Below are 19,935 nucleotides of genomic sequence, written 5' to 3'. Positions count from 1 at the left end.
GACAGGTGACAGGTGACAGGTGACAGGTGACAGGTGACAGGTGACAGGTGACAGACTATGATAATTTTCCCAATTCCCAATCCCCAGGAGTTATTTAATTAATTTTGACTTACCCTTCGGGTACTCCTGCGGAGAACTCGTAGAGTAGCCGCTTTCGCGTCTATGACTTTTGACTTTTGACTTGATTTGTCCCCATTCTCCATTCCCATCTTTTATGAACTTAACGCCAGATAGCAAAGTTATTATCCAAGGCTTCTATGAATTTATTTCAGAAAATCATATTGCTCAAATGAAAGCTTATGGTACAAATGTAGTTGCTGGTGTCGATCCTGGATGTGGTGGACAGGAAATTTACAATCTACCTGTATTTGATTTGGTAGAGGAGGTAGTAGAAAAATTCGGCACAATTGACACAACAATTATTTGCGTACATCCATACCAGGTTCTAGATGCAGCCTTAGAAGCGATCGCCTCGCATATCAGTCAAATTATCATCATCTCTGCGGGTGTGCCACCTTTAGATATGGTGCAATTACTCCGCAAAGCTGAAGCCGGTGAAACTCTAGTCGTCGGCCCCAACAGTCCCGGAATTATTGTGCCAGGAAAAATCCTTTTAGGCACACAACCGAGTGAATTTTATACGCCAGGTTCGGTAGGAATTGTGAGTCGCAGCAGCACTCTGACCTATGAAGTTGCTTGGGAACTGACAAAAGCAGGCTTGGGGCAATCGATTAGTGTCAGTATTGGTAGTGATGCCATTGTTGGTTCTTCGTTTTTGCAATGGCTGCAAATTTTAGATGAGGATGACAGTACCGAGGCGATCGTTTTAGTCGGTCAACCAGGCGGGGGTAGTGAAGAAGCCGCAGCTAGGTACATCACTGAAGCCATCGATAAACCAGTTGTTGCTTACATCGCAGGTAGACAAGCACCACCGGGGAAAACTTGGCGACAAACTGGTACTTTAGTTACCGTTGTTGGTCGTCCACCTAACTTTGGTACTGCACAATGCAAAATCGCCGCTTTTGAAGCCGCAGAAGTTCCTGTGGCGGAACGTCCTTCTTTGATTCCCGACTTGTTAAAGAAGGCAATTCATTGATGGTACTTGCTTGGTTTATTGAGTTAACTAATCAATTAAACCTGCTTCTCTAGCACGAATTTTAGTCACGACTCTAATGTTTTTTCCTTGATTTCTTAATTCGGCACAATCAATACCTAAAGCTGCTTGCAGTCTATCTCACTGGTTACGTACTGTACGTTCAGATACACAAATATGTGCTGCGATCGCTTTATCTTGGAATCCTTCATTAAAGGCTAGGCTTAGTAGTTGTAATATCTCTGGTTTAATATTTAATTTCTCATAGATATCTGTAATCTCTTGAATACGAGTAAATCCCTTTTGCTAAAGATTGACTCATGTTTTTATGTCTGGATGGTTAATTGAGATGATTTATGCTTGTATGAAAACGTTGCAATACAACGTCTTGAAAAATTAAAGATTAATAATTTCTTTTTCGGTCAAACACATAGCAACGCCTTTCTCATAGTAAGCTGCTTCGTTAATAAAAATAGGGTAGACTGTAGATGTGCCTTCATAGGCGATCGCTTGACCATCAAATGTTAAAAATATAGGCTCGCCTGGATGAAGTGGTTCATAATCACGAGACTGAATTTTCGGGTGAATCATTGCCTGAATTTCGCCTTGTTCATTTCTGGGATAATCTATAGAACATAAAAACTTATACATTGTGAGTGTATTATTACGTTCCAAAATATCACCGCGATTATATCTTTCTAAATAATCTAAAATTTCGTAAATCAGTTTCTCAGTATTTTGAAATAACTCTGCATCTAATACACCTTGAGCCACAGCACCTACTTCAATTACAAAACCTAATTCACTGAGGGAGCGGAGAAAATTACTACCTTCTTCTGGTATTGTATGGCAAACCTTTACTAAAGGATTAATTGCACTCAGATAAGCAGACAATTGTAATAAAAATGGATGCTGATTGCCTAGAATAATACTCAAGCCCATATTAGCGGTTGTACTGTGTAAATCAATAATTACATCTGCCTTGGTTTTATTATCTTCTCCTAAAATTTTAGAGATATTTTTTGCCCGTATATCTTCATAACTAGACAGATTAGTATTTTGTAAGTCTTCACTTAAAAAACAACGGTTTAAATCTTTTTCGATGTAGCGTCTACCTGCGGCAAAGGCTTGGGGATTACCTAATAACGTCAAAGTTTCAAAGCTATATTTTTGCATTAATTGCGGAAATTTTTCAAATTTTTTAATCAGAAATGCACCTGTAAATTCATTTCCATGTGTTCCGCCAATTAGGGCAACACGATTAATTTTATTCATAAAATATTCCTCAAAGTGTATAGAATAGTCTCAATTTAGTAAATGGAGGAGTATAAAGTGGCGGAAAATCGCTTTGATGCTCAGTCATAGGAATGATTTTATTGGGACTGCTTCCTGTTTCATGCCAACTATAAATTTAGTCTTTGTTGATAAAATTTTCTTGTATGATTAGCAGCGTACCTAATATTTCTAAGATGTGCAATACCAATTTAATTAATGGAATTATATTTAAAATATATACTTCTATTCATTGAAGCAACTTGGATGATTACAGTTTTAAGTTTAGTTGCTGGGGGAGTGGGTGTAACATTCCTACCAGCTAACGCCCAAAACCTACAACGCACGGGAGTTGTCTATAGACCTATACAGGGCAAAAACCTGACTCGACCCATAGCCGCAGTTTGGCGCAGTGATGATATATCTGTGATTTTGCAGAACTTTTTGCAGGTAATTAAAGATGTGGTTGGAGCGGAGATAACAGATTAATTTGCGTAAAAAGTTTTTTTGAAGGTGATTGCTAAATATAGGATTTCACCTCGATTGTATTTAACCCAAAGTTTCAATTTTTATGCAATGGCCAATTTGGGCTGTGTCTGGTGAAATTCATCCTACATATTGATTGGAGCATATTATGACGAAAGTAAAAATTCAGCTTGTGAATGTTCAATGCAAAGATACTGAAGATGTCACAGGTGCTGATGAGTTATATCTAGTTGGTGCATTGGTAGGAGGCAAAATTACCAAGGCAATTTTGACAACTCCCATGTCTATTAATGATGGAGAAGTTAAAAGATTTAAGCCAGACCAATCCATTTTATTTGAAGGCGACGTACCCGCAGGGGAAAGCGTTAAAGGAGGAATTAAAGCTTACGACGAAGATGCTGCCAAAGACTGGTCTAAGTATGGTGATACAATTACAGGTATTACCAGTGCTGTATCCGCTGTTTTATCAGTAGCCGGCCCTAAAGGAGTATTGGCAGGAACTATACTTTCCGCTTCTGTCAAGGGAGTAGGTATTCTTGCTAGTTTAGATAAAGATGACTTACTTGGTTCTACGGAATTAGTCATATCTTCCACAGGCCCAGCATTTGAAGAAGTTTCTTGGAGATTTAAGAAAAAAGGTAGCTTTTTAGGTTACTCAAACTGGGATTACACACTTAAATATCGAATTACTCGTTCTTGACATCCTCTCTACCGTGTACACACAAATCATCTGATCCCCCTAAATCCCCCTTAAAAAGGGGGACTTTGATTTTAGTTCCCTTGGAAGGGGGGTTAGGAGGGATCAAAACGTTGTGGGGCAAGTTTATAAGACTTGTGTGTACACCGTAGCCCGAAAGGTGAGTGTGTGGAGTATGTCACTTTTGCACAGACAGCTAAACCAAACCCAATCGATCCAAAATAAAGGCATACTCAAAAGCTAACTCTTTTAAGCTTTCGTAACGCCCAGATGCACCGCTATGTCCAGCATCCATATTGGTTTTCAGCAAGAGAATGTTATTGTCTGTTTTGAGTTCTCGCAGTTTGGCTGTCCATTTGGCAGGTTCCCAATATTTGACGCGGGAATCATTTAACCCGGCGGTGATTAACAAATCGGGGTAATCTTGGGCTGCGACATTATCGTAGGGTGAGTAAGATTTCATGTAGTCATAGTAGACTGGATCATTAGGATTTCCCCATTCTTCCCATTCCATTGCTGAGAGGGGTAAAGATGTATCTAGGATTGTACTCACCACATCGACAAACGGCACATTAGCCACAACTACCTGAAATAAGTCAGGACGCAGATTAATCACTGCACCCATTAATAAACCGCCTGCACTACCGCCTGTAATGGCTAGGTGTGTATTTGCTGTCCATCCTTCGTTAATCAAATATTCGGCACAGGCTATAAAATCGGTGAAGGTGTTGTTCTTGTGGAGGAATTTGCCATTTTCGTACCATTTGCGCCCCATTTCTTCGCCGCCGCGAATATGCGCGATCGCAAATACTACGCCTCTGTCTAATAATGTTAGTCTAGTTGAAGAAAATGACGCGGGGTAAGAAGCACCGTAAGAACCATAGCCTGTGAGTAATAAGGGATTTTTGCCATCTTTTTTTATTCCCTGTTTGTAAACAATTGATATGGGAACTTGTGTACCATCTTCGGCTGTAGCCATCAACCATTCACTACGATATTGAGTTAAGTCATAGCCGCCAAGCACTTGGGTTTGTTTTTTCAATTCCCGTTCTTGGGTTTCCATATCGTAATCGAAAACAGATGGCGGTGTGATTAACGAAGTGTAATTAAAACGCAAGATAGTAGTATTAAATTCCGGATTACTACCTTCGGAAAAAGCGTAGGTAGGTTCAGGAAAGATAATATTACTTTCATCATCTGTTGATAGATTTTGAACTCTAGCAGTTTGCAATCCATCTTTGCGTTCATAAATTACCAAGTGATTAGCAAACAAACTAATCCCTGACAACAGCACATCTTCACGGTGAGGAATTACGGTTTGCCAGTTATCTTTTGCTATTGCAGTTAAGGGAGTTTTCACCAACTTAAAGTTAGTGGCTACTTCATTAGTAACGATGTAGAAGTAATCGCTGTGATGGTCTACATCGTATTCTATCCCTGGGTCGCGTGGGTAAATGATCTGAAAATCACTACGAGGATTATTGGCATCTAAATAGTGAACTTCTGTGGTGATGCTGCTCCGCAAAGTCATTAAAATATATGCTTGAGAGCGAGTATTATCAACGTATAAAGCGTAAGCCTCATCAGGTTCGTGATAAATTAACTCATCGGACTCTGTTGATGTGCCGAGAGTATGTCTAAACAATTGGCAAGGACGGTTAGCTGTATCAATTTTGGTATAAAAACCTGTTTGATTATCGTTAGCCCAACAGAAAGAAAAATAAGTATCAGCAATAGTTTCTGGATAGAACTGGCGTGTAATTAAATCCAGAAAGAAAAGTGTATATCTTTCAGAACCGCTAGTATCAAATGAATAGGCGAGAATTTGATGATTAGGACTAATATCAAATACTCCCAATTCAAAAAAATCATGCCCGGCTGCTAATTCATTTTCATCTAATAGCACTTCTTCAGGCGCATCTAAACTACCTTGTTTACGGCAATAAATGCGATAAGCTTTTCCGGCTTCAGTTCGCGAATAATAATAGTAATTATCTTTGCGGTATGGTACTGAGAGGTCAGTTTCTTGAATGCGCGAAAGCATTTCATCATAAAGCTGAGTTTGCAGCGTCTCTGTATGCTGCATCATCGCTGTAGTGTAGGCATTTTCTGCGTCTAGATATGCAACTACTTTGGGGTTATCAATGTCGCGCAACCAAAAGTAGTTGTCTAAACGGCGATCGCCATGTAACTCTAAAACCTGGGGCTGTTTGTCAGCAACAGGAGGCTGAATATTTTTCTGTAACACCCGATCTTTTGTCATCCTTCTGTAACCTTTTATCCCATGTCAACCAACTAGCCACCCAAAAATTTAGGATGAGCGAGGAATTCCAGCCTGACGTTGTAATTGTTTTCTCAAAGTACACAAGCCAATTGCTGGTATAACTCCGAGAATCATAGCTGTAAATCCTTGTTCAATCCAATACATTCCTGCTGCTGGAATCAAATTTTTCATCAAAGAAAGCAACCAAACTACCAGACTAATACAGAAGAAGGAAAAAGAGGGGAAAAAATTCCACCACCAAGTTTTGACTGTATAACGCCGCAAGACTAACCATTGCAACAACCCCAGCCAAATCCCTGAAAGAATATAGAGAAATGTTGACAAAAAACCTAAAGTCAAACTAGCTTCAGTAGTTAAGGTTTGAGCAGATGAATTAGCCAGAGTAGCAATATAGTTAATCCAAGCGGTTGATACACCATTAGCTAGTAGCCAACCGATACTGGTAGCCAGTATCCATAGCCAACCAGAGAGGTAACGGCGCATAACTAATGCTTGATCAGCAGCGAAAACTACCGCAAATACAATATTACCAAGCAATCTCACACAAAAACTCCATACTTGCGGCTGATTGGCAAAAGTAGGGAGCAGACTTTGCCAGAAAATTTTTTCTACGGCAATGCTGACAATACCACCCACCACCCAACCCACAATAGTCATCAAGGTAAACTGCACAAAGAAGATCCGGCGTTGAGAACGGGGGATTAATAACCTGGCTGGGCGAGAATTACTATGAGCATCTGCAAAATGAGAGTAGTTATTAGAGTTGGTTTGCATATTAATTTAAGTTAAGAAATTTAAGCAAAGCAGTACCAATAAAACAACTTTTACCGCCAAGTTATGAAATGGGCATAGGGCATAGAGCATGGGGCATAGGTGTAAAATATTCACTTGTCCCCTGTCCCCTCTCTCCTGTCCCCTGTCTCCTCTATTTGATCAAGCGTAATCCCAGAATGATAAGCTAAACAGTGACATAAAAAAGTGACTTAGGATGAAGTGTTAAATGGGTGTTTCGTCAACGACTCCTCATCTTTTACGGGCTGCTCGTGGTGAAATTGTGGATCGTCCCCCTGTATGGATGATGCGACAAGCCGGACGATATATGAAAGCATATCGGGATTTAAGGGAAAAGTATCCTTCATTTCGCGATCGCTCCGAAATTCCAGAAGTAGCGATTGAAGTCTCCTTACAACCTTGGAGAGCTTTCCAACCAGACGGAGTAATTTTATTTTCCGATATCGTCACCCCCTTACCAGGTTTGGGGATTGAAATGGACATTGCGGAAGGTAAAGGCCCCATCATTCATGCGCCCATTCGCACTCAAGCACAAATTGACGCGCTGCGTCCTCTAGAACCAGAAGCGGCTCTACCGTTCATTAAAACCATATTGCAGGCTCTACGCCAAGAAGTAGGCAACAAATCAACGGTATTGGGCTTTGTGGGTGCGCCGTGGACATTAGCCGCCTATGCGGTGGAAGGTAAAGGTTCTAAAACCTATTCCATCATCAAAAATATGGCTTTCACACAGCCAGAGGTGCTGCATCAACTCCTAGCTAAATTAGCAGATGCGATCGCAGTTTATACCCGTTATCAAATCGATTCCGGCGCGCAAGTCGTGCAAATGTTCGATTCTTGGGCGGGATACCTCAGCCCCCAAGACTATGACACCTTTGCTCTCCCCTACCAGAAGCGGGTATTCCAGCAAGTCAAAGCAACTCACCCAGATACACCATTAATTTTGTTAGTCAGTGGTAGCGCAGGCGTACTAGAACGCATGGCGCAATCTGGTGCTGATATCGTCACCGTAGACTGGACAGTAGACATGGCCGATGCTAGAGCCAGATTAGGTAAACACATCAAAGTGCAAGGTAATCTTGACCCTGGCGTATTATACGGCTCAAAAGAGTTTATCCGCGATCGCATTATCGATACCGTTCGCAAAGCTGGTAACTGGGGACACATTCTCAACCTCGGACACGGTGTACACCCAGACACCCCAGAAGAAAACGTTGCCTTTTTCTTTGAAACAGCGAAACAACTTCATGCGGTTGTGTAGTCAAAACTTCTCTTTCTCTGTGTCTTCCCTGCGGGACGCTCCGCGAATGTGTCTCTGTGGTTTAATATTTTTCACCACAGAGACACAGAGACACAGAGTGTTTTATTTCTAGCTTTCTCTTATGACCAAGAAACGAATTTTAGTAACTGGTGCTAGTGGCTGTATAGGTCACTATATTAGTGAAGCCCTAATTCAAGAAACAGATGATGAATTATATTTACTAGTCAGAAATCCCCATAAATTGCAAGTTGACACCACGGTTCGTCCTGGTATTCATGTGTTGCAGGGTGATATGCAAAATATCAGCGAATTAGCTGACTTATTGCCAACAATTGATGTTGCAGTTCTCACTGCTACGGCTTGGGGTGGTGAACAAACTTTTGATATTAATGTCTCTAAAACTTTAGAGTTACTCAGTTTATTAGATTCTGACCGTTGCCAACAAGTTATTTATTTTTCTACAGCTAGTGTTTTAGATAGCCACAATCAACCACTTAAAGAAGCAGGGGAAATTGGCACAGATTATATTCGTTCTAAATATGAATGTTTACAGAAGATATCAGAGTTAGCAATAGCACCTAAAATTACTACAGTTTTCCCGACTTTAGTTTTAGGTGGTGATGCTAAAAAACCCTATTCTCACCTCACAACAGGAATCCCCGAAGTTACCAAATATATTAATTTAATTCGCTTCTTAAAAGCTGACGGTAGTTTTCACTTTATCCACGGTCAAGATATTGCTAGCGTTGTTAAATATTTAATTGTTCATCCTCCCCAAAGCGATGCACCGCGCAGGCTAGTTTTAGGTCAGCATAAGTTAACAGCAGACGAAGCAATTGAAGAACTTTGCTCTTATTTCGGCAAAAATATTTACTTCCGCATTCCCCTATCTTTATCCTTAGCTAATTTTATTATCGTTGTCTTTGGGATTCAGATGGCAGCTTGGGATAGATTCTGCATGAACTATCGCCATTTTACTTATGACACTGTGATTAATCCTAGTAGTTTTGAACTACCGAATTACTGTGCAACCATGAGTGATGTGTTAAAAATTAGCGGTGTTGGTAGGGCATAGGGATAATTTAATCACGCAGAGGCGCAGTCCTTTGGGCGGCTGTACCGACGTGAAGGAACTGCGAACCCGGAGGAAGGCACAGAGAATAAGAGTTTGAGAGAGATTTTTGCTTTCTCTTTCAGTTTCTGCGTGATCTTTTAACACTATATTTGCTTGTTAGTTAAGATATGTCAGAAAGAATAACCTCCCAGTATTTCCAGGTTTTTACTGACAAAACTATGTTCAATAAACCAAGGTTCAAGTCTTGTTACTCCGTTGAGACCATAGAACCAGACCAAGTATTTATTTTATCTGAGAGAGAGGCGATTTGCTTGAGCGACGATCGCCTATCATTTCTCCTAGCTTCTCTCATCAAAGAAGATAAGTACAGCGTTGACGAAATCATTGACATCATTCAACTAGAACTACTACCCACAGAAAATTCAGATTTTTTTCAGAATGTTCTCAACGTCAGTATCAAAGCCCAATACGCCCTATTCCACATGGAACAACAGGGTTATCTAGAAGATGAATCCGAGCGATGGGCTTCGCCCCGCCAAAGGCGATCGCACCTAGCTATTTTCTGTCATCATCTCAATATTCCCCCCATAGTAGCTGCTCAACGGTTGCAATCAACAACAGTCGCTGTTAAAGCTTTTGGTTCTCTTCCCATCGATGACTTAATCACTATCCTCAAATCCTTAGATATTCAAGTCGCAGATACCGGAGATATCACCGTAGTTTTAACTGATGACTACCTCCACCCACAACTAGCAGCATTTAATCAACAAGCCTTAAAGTCAAAATCTCCTTGGATGCTAGCCAACCCTCTGGGAACGATGGTTTGGATAGGGCCGATATTTCATCCCCAAAAAACTGCGTGTTGGGATTGTCTAGCTAATCGCCTACACAATAATAGACCAGTTACCAGTTTCATTCACCGACATAAACAGATTTCCTTATCCCCGCCTCTGGGATTTCTCACTGCTACAGTGCAAACAGCATTGGGAATGGTAGCTACGGAGGTTTTTAAATGGATTATCCAAGGCGAAAATCAACAATTAGCCGGAACTCTCATCACCTATGACACCTTGACTCTCCAAACCCAAGAACATATCGTAGTGCAGCGTCCGCAATGTCATAGTTGCGGTAAACAAAATCACCAGGCATCCCCGATTGTTTTAGAACACCGTCAAAAAACTTTTACCGCAGACGGCGGACATCGTTCTTGTTCACCACAAGAAACTTTAAAGAAATACGCACATCATATTAGTCCCATTACGGGTATTGTGCGGGAATTGAGCAAAATACCGGGTAATGGCTTAACCCATACATACATTGCCAAGCATCATTTTCAAAGTCTTTTTGATGATTTAGCCAGTTTACGCCAAAATATCGGCGGGAGAAGTGCCGGTAAAGGTAGGACTGATACTCAAGCCAAGGCTAGCGGTTTTTGCGAAGCGATTGAAAGGTATTCTGGTGTATTTCAGGGAGATGAAATCAGACACAAAAGCAGTTACGAACAACTAGGGGAAAAAGCAATTCATCCCAATGCTTGTATGAATTTTAGCCAAACACAATACCAGCACCGGGAACAATGGAATGCTGAGTGTCAAGGATGGTTTCAAAAAGTCCCTGCACTTTTTAATACAACCAGAGAAATTGACTGGACACCAGTTTGGTCTTTAACCCATCAGGAATTTAAATATTTACCAACGGCTTACTGTTATTATGGCTATCCCCAGTTAGAGCAACGGGAATGTTGGGCAGACTCTAACGGCTGTGCCGCAGGTAATACCCTCGAAGAAGCCATTCTCCAAGGATTTATGGAACTGGTAGAACGAGATTGTGTGGCGTTGTGGTGGTACAATCGGCTACCAAAACATCAAGTGGATTTAGATAGTTTCCATGAGCCTTATTTTCAAAGTTTGAACAAATATTATCAAGCTATTGACAGACAGTTGTGGGTGATAGATATTACTAGTGATCTCAATATTCCTGCTTTTGCGGCCATTAGTTGCAGAACGGATCGAGACGTAGAGGATATTATTTTAGGTTATGGTGTTCATTTTGACCCCAAGCTAGCCATTAGTCGAGCTTTAACTGAGGTTAACCAAATTCTGCCTAATGTGTTATTCGCTAACACCGATGGTAGTACCCAGTATCCTCCATCTAGCGATCGCCTAGCCATTGAATGGTGGAAGTCTGCGACCGTCTCAAATCAACCTTATCTACTTCCCGTCCCTCAAAGTGTTCCCAAAGTCTGTGCCGATTACCCCCAACTAGCAAGTGATGATCTTCTAGAAGATGTCAGGCTGTGTCAAAAAATTGTTGAGCAAAATGGTCTAGAAATGCTCGTTCTAGATCAAACTCGCCCCGATATTGGCCTGAAAGTTGCCAAAGTGATTGTACCGGGAATGCGCCATATGTGGAAACGGTTAGATTCCGGACGGCTTTATGATGTTCCCGTCAAAATGGGTTGGTTACAAAAGCCTCTCACAGAAGAACAATTCAACCCCTATCCCATGTGGATGTAATTGACATCACTTTGTGATTGTTAAAAAACAATTCCCTAAATAGCAGATGACTAGACAGCAGATTACAAGACTTTCAACCCTGTTTCCTGTTCCCTATCCCCTGTTCCCTTCTTTATGCTGAATGGATACAAAATTATTGATGCTGATTCCCATGTGATTGAACCGCCGCAGATGTGGGGAAAGTACCTTGCACCTGAATTTAAGCACTTTGCACCTTCAGCAGACATGAAAATTCAAGGGGAAGACATTGTAAATAAGATATCACCACAAGTGAGAGAAGAAGGCGATCGCCAGATGATGCAAACTCATCCCGAAGCTTATTTTCGTCGTTACGATGCCCAATCTCATCTCCAAGCAATGGTACAAATGGGGATTGATTTAGCCTTTATTTATCCCACTTATGGACTGTGGCTATTTGCTATTGATAGTATGCCCCCAGAAGTTGTAGGAGCTTTTACCCAAGCCTACAACACTTGGTTATATGAAGAATTTTGTAGTTATGCTCCAGATAAATTAAAAGGAGTCGGAGCAATTAATCTTCATGCACCAGAGCAAATGGTGTCAGAACTACACCGCATAGCCGAGTTTGGCTGGAAAGCTGTTTGTTTACGCCCCAACCCCATTAAAGGGAGAATCCTTAGTGATCCTAGCTATGAGCCATTTTGGACAGCCTGCGAGGAATTAGATATAACAGTGGGAATCCATGAGGGAACTCATAGTCAGTTACCAACTACAGGTGCAGATAGATTTCATACTCGTTTTGCCATGCACGCTTGTTCCCATCCGATGGAACAAATGATGGCCTTGTTAGCCTTGATTGAAGGCGGAGTTTTAGAACGTCACCCACAGTTAATAGTTGGCTTTCTAGAGTCTGGTTGTGGTTGGCTTCCTTATTGGCTCTGGCGACTAGATGAAGAGTATAAAAATTTATATTTTGAGGTAAAAAATCACATCAAAATCCAGCCATCAGAATACTTCCGCCGTCAATGTTTTGTAGCAATTGAAGCTTCTGAACCTTGCTTATCAGAAATTATCGAGTACATTGGTGCTAACAACTTCATCTTCGGCTCTGATTACCCTCATATGGATCATCAGACAGACGTTGTAAACAGGGTTTTAGAACTTGAAACCCTGTTATCTCCAGCAACAATTCAAAAAATTGTTTGGGATAATCCCCGCAGTTTTTATAATTTGGCTTGAAAAGTTCTCAAATTTACTAACATTCAACAGGGTAAAAACCACAATGACAAGTTCACAAAATCTGTCAGCATCTATCAAATCTTCAGCAGCAAAACAGTGGTATAACAGCGATCATACTTATTATCAAATTTTGCTAGTTTCTCCTGAAGAAAACATTCAAGGAAAATACCTAAAAACAAAAATTGTAGTTAAATCAAGGCGAGATTTTTATGAATATCAATTAGATGAACAAACTCAAAAAAAACTAAAAAATTATTATCCAGATAAAACAGATACTATCGGCTCAAGTTTGCCTTCTCCTGGAGCAGTTTTTCCAGCAGATTATATAAACTTGCTCTTGCCAGAACAAAATATAACAAATATTAGCAGCGCGCTGAATAATATTTATGAAACCACTCAAACTCTACTACAAACTCGCAAAATTTCCCAACTAATTGCTAAAACTTGGTATGCCTATTTAACAGCCAAGGATGAAGTTAAACCGTGGGCTAATTTCATCCTTGGTAATTGGGATGATGTTAATACTGACAATAATATAGATATATTAGATGATTTAATATCCAGAGAAATTTTCTTTTTTGATCAGGAATTTTCTCCTGATTATCTAGAACCAGATAACCTCAATATTTATTATCCACTCAATCAGAAGCATTCCCAGAATGGGAAACCTGATGAAGACAGGTTTTTGATTCTGCCTAGCAGTGAGGGTTGGCAGGGAATTGCTTTAAGTTTATTAATGGCAGGACAGGCATATTATCAAATCAAACAAGATGGAGAAATAAAATACCACCAAATTTCTCAACCTATTTTGAGTACAGGTGATATCGTTTTCAGATATGGACTAGAAGTTGATTGGAATAACTTTAAAGGTAATATACAAGAGATGCAGCTAGAGCCAGGAAAGTATTCTATCGCTAGTAAAGCTACTGTTCCCTATCCTCCAATACCTTCGGAAAGAAACCTATCTCACAGCCAGATTGAAGAATGGGCTAAAGCTCAAGATGAGGGCGGAGATTTGCCATTTTATATTAAGGATGAAAAAGGCAACTATTCATTAGACGTGCAATATTTTACACCCCCTTATCCTTATTTGCCTTTAAGTACCTGTTAGCAACATTTTGGTTCTTTGACTTCCTTATGGTGATCAAATTGTCTATTTTTTAAAAAACTATAAGGAAACGGAAATAATTCAAGGTTTGTAGTAAGAACTTGAGTTCTCTCTGCGTTCTCTTCTCTTTGAGAGGCTGCGCCAACGAGAGGCTACGCCAACGCATAGCGTGTCGTAGACAGACGCTCCGCGAACAAAAAAGAATTAAAGTCCTTACTATGAACTCAAACAAAGTATATACACATCACAGCAAAAATATTTAGAATTAACCAGGATATTTGTATCTGTTAAATTAATTTATAAATACTTAATTATATTCATTATGATCAGCATAATAGACTACCATCAGACTGAAAAAATCTATGAAAGTGTTAATTCGTTAGTTTATCGAGGGATTCTCCAGCCGGATAATCGACCGATTATTCTGAAAATTCTCAAAGAAAATTACCCCACACCCTCAGAATTAACCCGATATAAACAAGAATATGAAATTACCCGTTCTTTAACAACAGATAATATTGTTAAAGCCTACGACTTACAGAGACATAAAAATACTTTAGTAATTCTTTTAGAGGATTTTGGTGGTCAATCTTTAAACCTATTATTATCTCAACATCAATTTACATTAGCAGAATTTTTAAATATTTCTATCAAAATCACAGAAAGTTTAGCCGCTATTCATACTGCTAATATAATCCATAAAGATATTAACCCTGCCAACATTGTCTATAATCGAAAAACTGAACAGCTTAAAATTATAGATTTTGGAATTTCTACCCATTTATCTCAAGAAAATCAGACAATTTGCAATATCAATCAATTAGAAGGAACTTTAGCTTATATTGCCCCGGAGCAAACTGGTAGAATGAACCGAGGCATAGATTACCGCAGTGATTTCTATTCTCTGGGTGTCACCTTCTATGAACTGTTGACTCATCAACTGCCTTTTGCAACTAATGACCCGATAGAATTAGTTCATTGTCACATTGCACAACATCCCAAAACTCCTCATGAACTCATCTCCTCTATTTCATTGACAGTATCTAATATTGTCATGAAACTACTAGCTAAAACTCCAGAGGAACGATACCAAAGTGTTTGGGGAATTAAAGCAGATTTAGAAACCTGTCTTCAGCAATTAAATAATTTAGGGAAAATTGCTCAATTCCCTTTAGGAAGTCAGGATATTTCCGATAAGTTTCATATTCCTCAAAAATTATATGGACGAGAACAGGAAATCACCCAACTATTAACAACATTTGAGCGAGTCAGCCAAGGTACTACGGAGACAATACTGATTTCTGGTTATTCAGGTATTGGTAAATCTGCTTTGGTGAATGAAATTCACAAACCTATTACACGCCAACGCGGTTATTTCATTCGTGGTAAATTTGACCAGTTGCAAAGAGATATTCCCTACGCAGCAATTACACAGGCTTTTCAAGACTTAATTAGTCAACTATTAAGTGAGCCTGAAATAATTCTCCAAACTTGGAAAAAGAAACTTTTAGAAACTTTGGGAGATAACGGTCAAATTATTATTGATGTAATTCCTGATCTAGAAATGATTATCGGTAAACAGCCGTCTATTGAGCAACTAGGAGCAACTGAAAACCAAAATCGATTCAATTTATTTTTTGAAAGGTTTATCGGCATTTTCAGCCAAAAACAACACCCTTTAGTAATTTTTTTGGATGATTTACAGTGGGCAGATTTACCATCTTTGAATTTAATTGAGCGATTAATGACTAATGCTGACAGCCAATATTTATTGATGATAGGAGCATACAGAGATAATGAAGTTAGTCTTACTCACCCTTTAATACACACCTTAGAGCAAATTAAAAAGGCCAAAGCTACAGTCAATCAAATTATGCTTCAGCCTTTGAAAATAAACCATGTTAACCAATTAATTACAGAGACTCTTGATTGCTCAATAGAATATGCAAAACCTCTAACAGAGTTAGTAACTAAGAAAACTGGTGGTAATTCCTTTTTTATAACTCAACTACTGCAAACTTTATACAAAGAAAAGCTATTAGTTTTTAATGTTGCTCAATTGACAATTGCTCAGGGAGAAAGTAAAGGTTCTTTTTGGCAGTGGGATATTGAGCAAATTCAAAGAGTAGGAATAACTGATAATGTAGTTGAATTAATGGTCAGAAAGATTGAGAACTTAGATGAGACTACACAAAATATTTTAAAATTGGCTGCCTGTATAGGAAACCAATTTAATCTAGAAATTCTTTCTATTGTCAATAGAAAATCCCAGACATTTACCTCTCAAGAACTACACCCAGCACTCAAGGAAGGACTGATTATTCCCTTAAATAAGGAGTATAAAGTACCACTGTTATGGAGTCAGGAAGAGATGTCAAGTGAGCCGCATGGAATTTCCTCTAATCTCATTTCCAAATACCCAGAATCTATCTTGTATAAGTTTTTACATGATAGAGTTCAGCAAGCTGCTTATAGCTTAATTTTAGAAGATGAAAAAAAAGCTGTTCATCTGCAAATCGGTCGTTTATTGTTGATAAAAAACCAAAAACATATATTAGAAGAAAATATTTTTAATATTGTTAATCAACTCAATGAAGGAGCAGAATTAATAGAGCAGCAACGAGAGAAAGATGAGTTAGCCCAGTTAAATCTGCAAGCTGGTAAAAAATCTAAGGCATCTACAGCTTATGAACCTTCTCTTAAATATTTAGAAACTGGATTAAGACTCTTAGCTGCCAATAGCTGGGATGATCAGTATAAATTGACATGGGAATTACATATAGAAACTTTAGAACTGCTTTACTTAAACACTAAATTTGAGCAATTTGAAGAACTATCTGAAATCCTCCTAAAACAAGCTAAAAAACTTTTAGATAAAGCCAGGGTAAATCAGCTAAAAATAGTATATTATTTTACAATACTTAAACCACATCAAGCTATAGATACTGCGCTAAAAGCTTTACTAGAATTTGGCGTAAATATATCTTCTGAACCTGTAAATATAATCAAAAATATTGAACAGCAACAAGCCTTGATTGAATCATTTTTACAAAAAAATAAGATTGAGGATATTGAGGATTTAGCTAATTTACCTGTAATGAAAGAACAGGAAAAAATAGCAATTATATCAATACTACAGCAAGTTAGTTCCGCTACACTTACGATCAACTTTCCTCTGGCTGTGGAAGTAATATTAACCCAGATGAATCTCTGTATAAATTATGGCAATCCACCACACGCAGGTTATATATATAGCACTTATGGAATGCTGCTGTGTAGCTTAAAGGGAGAAATTAACTATGGAAATAAGTTTGGTAAGCTGGCTCTAAAGCTATTAGAAAAATTTAAGAACCCCAAATTAGAAGCTCATGTTGTGCAGATATACTATGGAACTATCTGGCACTGGAAAGAGGTTCTCAGAAATATAGATGTACACAACAAATTAATACATGGATTTAAAACAGGTATAGATACAGGTGAAAATGAGTGTGCTTCCTATGCAGCTATAGATTATTGCTTTATAAAGTTTATCTGTGGATACAGTTTGGAAGAGGTTGATAGAGATTACCAAAAATATTCTGCTTTTATCAAAAAAACAAAAATCGTTTTTTGTCTATATTGCATAGAAATACTTCATAAAATAGCAATTAATTTTTTAAATTTTAATAATGAAAATGGTTTAATTATTGGTAAATCTAGAGAAGAAGAGGAAGAAACTCTAAGGAGTTGGATTCAAAATCATTCAAATGACTGGTTAATCTTTTTTATATATTTTGCCAAGACGGTTTACTTTTATTTTTTTAAAAATTATATTCAGGCTTATAATAACGGAATTGATGCTGATCAATATGTGCTAAGTTCTAGTGCTTTTTTAACAGCACCCCAGCATAATTTCTATTTTTCTCTTTCTTTACTTGCTCATTATCATGCTTGTGAAATAAAGCAGCAAAAACAATTAGTTGAGCAGGTAGAAAAAAATCAGGAGAATATGAAAACTTGGGCTAAATACTGTCCAGAAAATTTTCAACATAAATATGATTTAGTCGCTGCTGAAAAAGCACGAGTTTCAGGAGAAAATTGGCAAGCTGAAGAATTTTATGAACTTGCTATTCGGGGTGCGAAAAAATATGAATTTATTCATGAAGAGGCACTAGCTTATGAACGAGCAGCAGAATTTTACTTGAATATTGGTAGGGAAGAAATTGGTCAGTTATATCTGAGAAATGCACACCATTGTTACACTTGCTGGGGAGCTAAAGCTAAAGTCAAGCAATTAGAAGATGAATATCCGCAATATTTTATCGGAACTACAAACCAAGGAACAGTTAAAAGCTTCAGTCCAAATATCTCTACGAATGGGAATGATGGAGAATTCCTTGATTTAACAACGGTTATTAAAGCATCTCAAGCCCTAGCTGAAGAAATTATTCTAGATAAGTTGCTGGCAAAGTTAATGAAAATTATGATTGAGAATGCAGGCGCGCAAAAAGGCTTTCTGCTGCTACATTCTCAGAATCAGTGGGTGATTGAAGCGATCGCCACAACAACCGACATTCAAATACAATCTATACCAGTAAATTCACTAGATAACTCCACCCAAACACCCTTAGTTTCATCTGCTATCATTAACTACGTCGCCCGCACCCAGGAAAATGTGGTGCTTGATAATGCTACCCAAGACGGACAATTTACCCGCGATCGCTACATTATCGCTACCCAACCTAAATCAATTCTCTGCACTCCCTTACTCAATCAAGGGAAATTAAGCGGCATTGTCTATTTAGAAAATAATCTCACCACAGGAGCATTTACATCAGAGCGTGTCCAAGTCTTAAATATCCTTTCTAGCCAAGCTGCTATTTCAATTGAAAATTCTCGCCTCTACGCGACCCTAGAACAAAAAGTAGAAGAACGTACCCAAGAACTATCACAAACTCTAGAAATTCTCAAAGCCACTCAAGCCAAATTAGAATTTGAAAATGCTCTACTCAAAAGTGCCGAACAAGCCTTAACCTATGATTATCAGGTAGGCGGGAGTTTGCCAATTGATGCGCCTACCTATGTAGTGCGACAGGCAGACCGTTATCTCTACAAAGCATTGAAAAGTGGCGAGTTTTGTCATATCTTAAATACCCGACAAATGGGTAAATCAAGCCTGATGGTGCGGATGATGCACCACTTACAGCAACAGGGTTTTTGCTGTGTTGCCATCGACATGACCAGAATTGGTAACGAAAACATCACTCCAGAGCAGTGGTATAAGGGATTAGCTGTGGAACTGTGGCAAAGTTTTGACCTACTAGACAAGGTGAACTTAAAAGCTTGGTGGCAAGAAAGGCTGGATATTTCTGCTGTACACCGATTGAGTAGATTTATTGAAGAGGTTTTGTTAGGCGAAGTTAGATTAGCTGATAATACTCTTCCGCCTAAGATTGTCATCTTTTTCGATGAAATTGATAGTGTTTTAGGGTTAGATTTTTCAGTTAATGATTTCTTCGCCCTAATTCGCTCCTGCTACAATCAGCGCAATATTAATCCAGAGTATCAGCGATTGTGTTTTGCTTTATTTGGAGTTGCTACTCCTAGTGATTTAATCACTGATTACCGCAAAACGCCTTTTAATATTGGTCAAGCAATTCAACTGCACGGCTTCCAAATGCACGAAGCTCAACCCCTCCTGCAAGGATTGGCAGATAAAGTGAGCAACCCGCAAGCAGTGCTGCAAGAAGTCTTATTCTGGACTAATGGCCAACCGTTTTTAACTCAAAAGATTTGCCAGATGATCCGTAATTTATCACCTACTGTCCCTGAAAAAAGGGAAAAAGCATGGATTGAGAATTTTATCCGTACCAATATTATTGACAATTGGGAAGGACAAGACGAACCAGAGCATTTTCGGACAATCCGCGATCGCATCCTCAAAGGCGAACGGCAAGCTAGTACAATGCTAGAACTGTATCGACAAGTTTTAGAGTTAGGACAAGTGATGGCAGATGATAGCCAAGATGAAAGAGAATTGATATTATCAGGGCTATTGATTAAGCAAGCAGGTTATTTAAAAACCCACAACCGGATTTATGAATTAATTTTTAACAATACTTGGATTGCAGGTAATAGATAATGAATTGATAGATAGAATTTCCATTTTAAT

Annotated in this window: 12 protein-coding genes; 9 read left to right on the top strand and 3 right to left on the bottom strand. The window is 38.8% G+C overall.

Annotated elements, in window-relative coordinates:
- Positions 1-214 precede the first annotated feature (214 nt).
- A complete protein-coding gene (locus ACM0OR_RS06305) occupies positions 215-1,096 on the top strand; it encodes a CoA-binding protein (protein WP_323265887.1) in 882 nt (293 codons plus the stop codon).
- Between the two features lie 393 nt (positions 1,097-1,489).
- Here ACM0OR_RS06305 and ACM0OR_RS06300 read toward each other — a convergent pair whose 3' ends face one another.
- Positions 1,490-2,368 carry an aspartoacylase gene (locus ACM0OR_RS06300; protein WP_414575471.1) on the bottom strand — a complete coding sequence of 293 codons (879 nt, stop codon included), beginning with the start codon at positions 2,366-2,368 and terminating at the stop codon, positions 1,490-1,492.
- Positions 2,369-2,584: 216 nt separating this feature from the next.
- On the opposite strand from ACM0OR_RS06300, the gene ACM0OR_RS06295 reads away from it, so the two are divergent.
- Together ACM0OR_RS06295 and ACM0OR_RS06290 are read left to right on the top strand one after the other, a co-directional pair.
- Entirely contained in the window at positions 2,585-2,854 is a 270-nt protein-coding gene (locus tag ACM0OR_RS06295; protein WP_414575470.1) for a LysR substrate-binding domain-containing protein, read from the top strand.
- A 145-nt stretch (positions 2,855-2,999) separates the two neighbouring features.
- The gene (locus tag ACM0OR_RS06290) at positions 3,000-3,551 is read left to right on the top strand and encodes a hypothetical protein (RefSeq protein ID WP_414575469.1); all 552 of its coding nucleotides are present in this window, start codon (positions 3,000-3,002) and stop codon (positions 3,549-3,551) included.
- A gap of 193 nt (positions 3,552-3,744) precedes the next feature.
- Here ACM0OR_RS06290 and ACM0OR_RS06285 read toward each other — a convergent pair whose 3' ends face one another.
- Both ACM0OR_RS06285 and ACM0OR_RS06280 read right to left on the bottom strand, forming a co-directional pair.
- The gene (locus ACM0OR_RS06285; protein ID WP_414575468.1) at positions 3,745-5,811 is read right to left on the bottom strand and encodes a S9 family peptidase; all 2,067 of its coding nucleotides are present in this window, start codon (positions 5,809-5,811) and stop codon (positions 3,745-3,747) included.
- A 48-nt stretch (positions 5,812-5,859) separates the two neighbouring features.
- Complete coding sequence (locus ACM0OR_RS06280) at positions 5,860-6,606, bottom strand: hypothetical protein (protein WP_414575467.1); 747 nt, start codon at positions 6,604-6,606, stop codon at positions 5,860-5,862.
- 226 nt (positions 6,607-6,832) lie between these two features.
- On the opposite strand from ACM0OR_RS06280, the gene hemE reads away from it, so the two are divergent.
- The 6 genes from hemE (at position 6,833) to ACM0OR_RS06250 (ending at position 19,905) form a co-directional block, all read left to right on the top strand.
- The gene (gene hemE, locus ACM0OR_RS06275) at positions 6,833-7,885 is read left to right on the top strand and encodes a uroporphyrinogen decarboxylase (protein WP_414575466.1); all 1,053 of its coding nucleotides are present in this window, start codon (positions 6,833-6,835) and stop codon (positions 7,883-7,885) included.
- A 121-nt stretch (positions 7,886-8,006) separates the two neighbouring features.
- The gene (locus ACM0OR_RS06270; RefSeq protein ID WP_414575465.1) at positions 8,007-8,960 is read left to right on the top strand and encodes an NAD-dependent epimerase/dehydratase family protein; all 954 of its coding nucleotides are present in this window, start codon (positions 8,007-8,009) and stop codon (positions 8,958-8,960) included.
- A 218-nt stretch (positions 8,961-9,178) separates the two neighbouring features.
- Positions 9,179-11,476: a TOMM precursor leader peptide-binding protein gene (locus ACM0OR_RS06265; protein WP_414575464.1), complete on the top strand. Its 2,298-nt coding sequence runs from the start codon at positions 9,179-9,181 to the stop codon at positions 11,474-11,476.
- A gap of 114 nt (positions 11,477-11,590) precedes the next feature.
- Positions 11,591-12,676 carry an amidohydrolase family protein gene (locus tag ACM0OR_RS06260; protein WP_414575463.1) on the top strand — a complete coding sequence of 362 codons (1,086 nt, stop codon included), beginning with the start codon at positions 11,591-11,593 and terminating at the stop codon, positions 12,674-12,676.
- Positions 12,677-12,719: 43 nt separating this feature from the next.
- A complete protein-coding gene (locus ACM0OR_RS06255; RefSeq protein WP_414575462.1) occupies positions 12,720-13,787 on the top strand; it encodes a hypothetical protein in 1,068 nt (355 codons plus the stop codon).
- Positions 13,788-14,106: 319 nt separating this feature from the next.
- Entirely contained in the window at positions 14,107-19,905 is a 5,799-nt protein-coding gene (locus ACM0OR_RS06250) for an AAA family ATPase (protein WP_414575461.1), read from the top strand.
- Positions 19,906-19,935 lie beyond the last annotated feature (30 nt).

The sequence above is a fragment of the Anabaena sp. CCY 9402-a genome (assembly GCF_963920945.1).
In the GTDB taxonomy this organism is placed as follows: Bacteria; Cyanobacteriota; Cyanobacteriia; order Cyanobacteriales; family Nostocaceae; genus Trichormus; species Trichormus minutissimus.
This window is presented reverse-complemented; position numbering and strand designations above follow the sequence as displayed.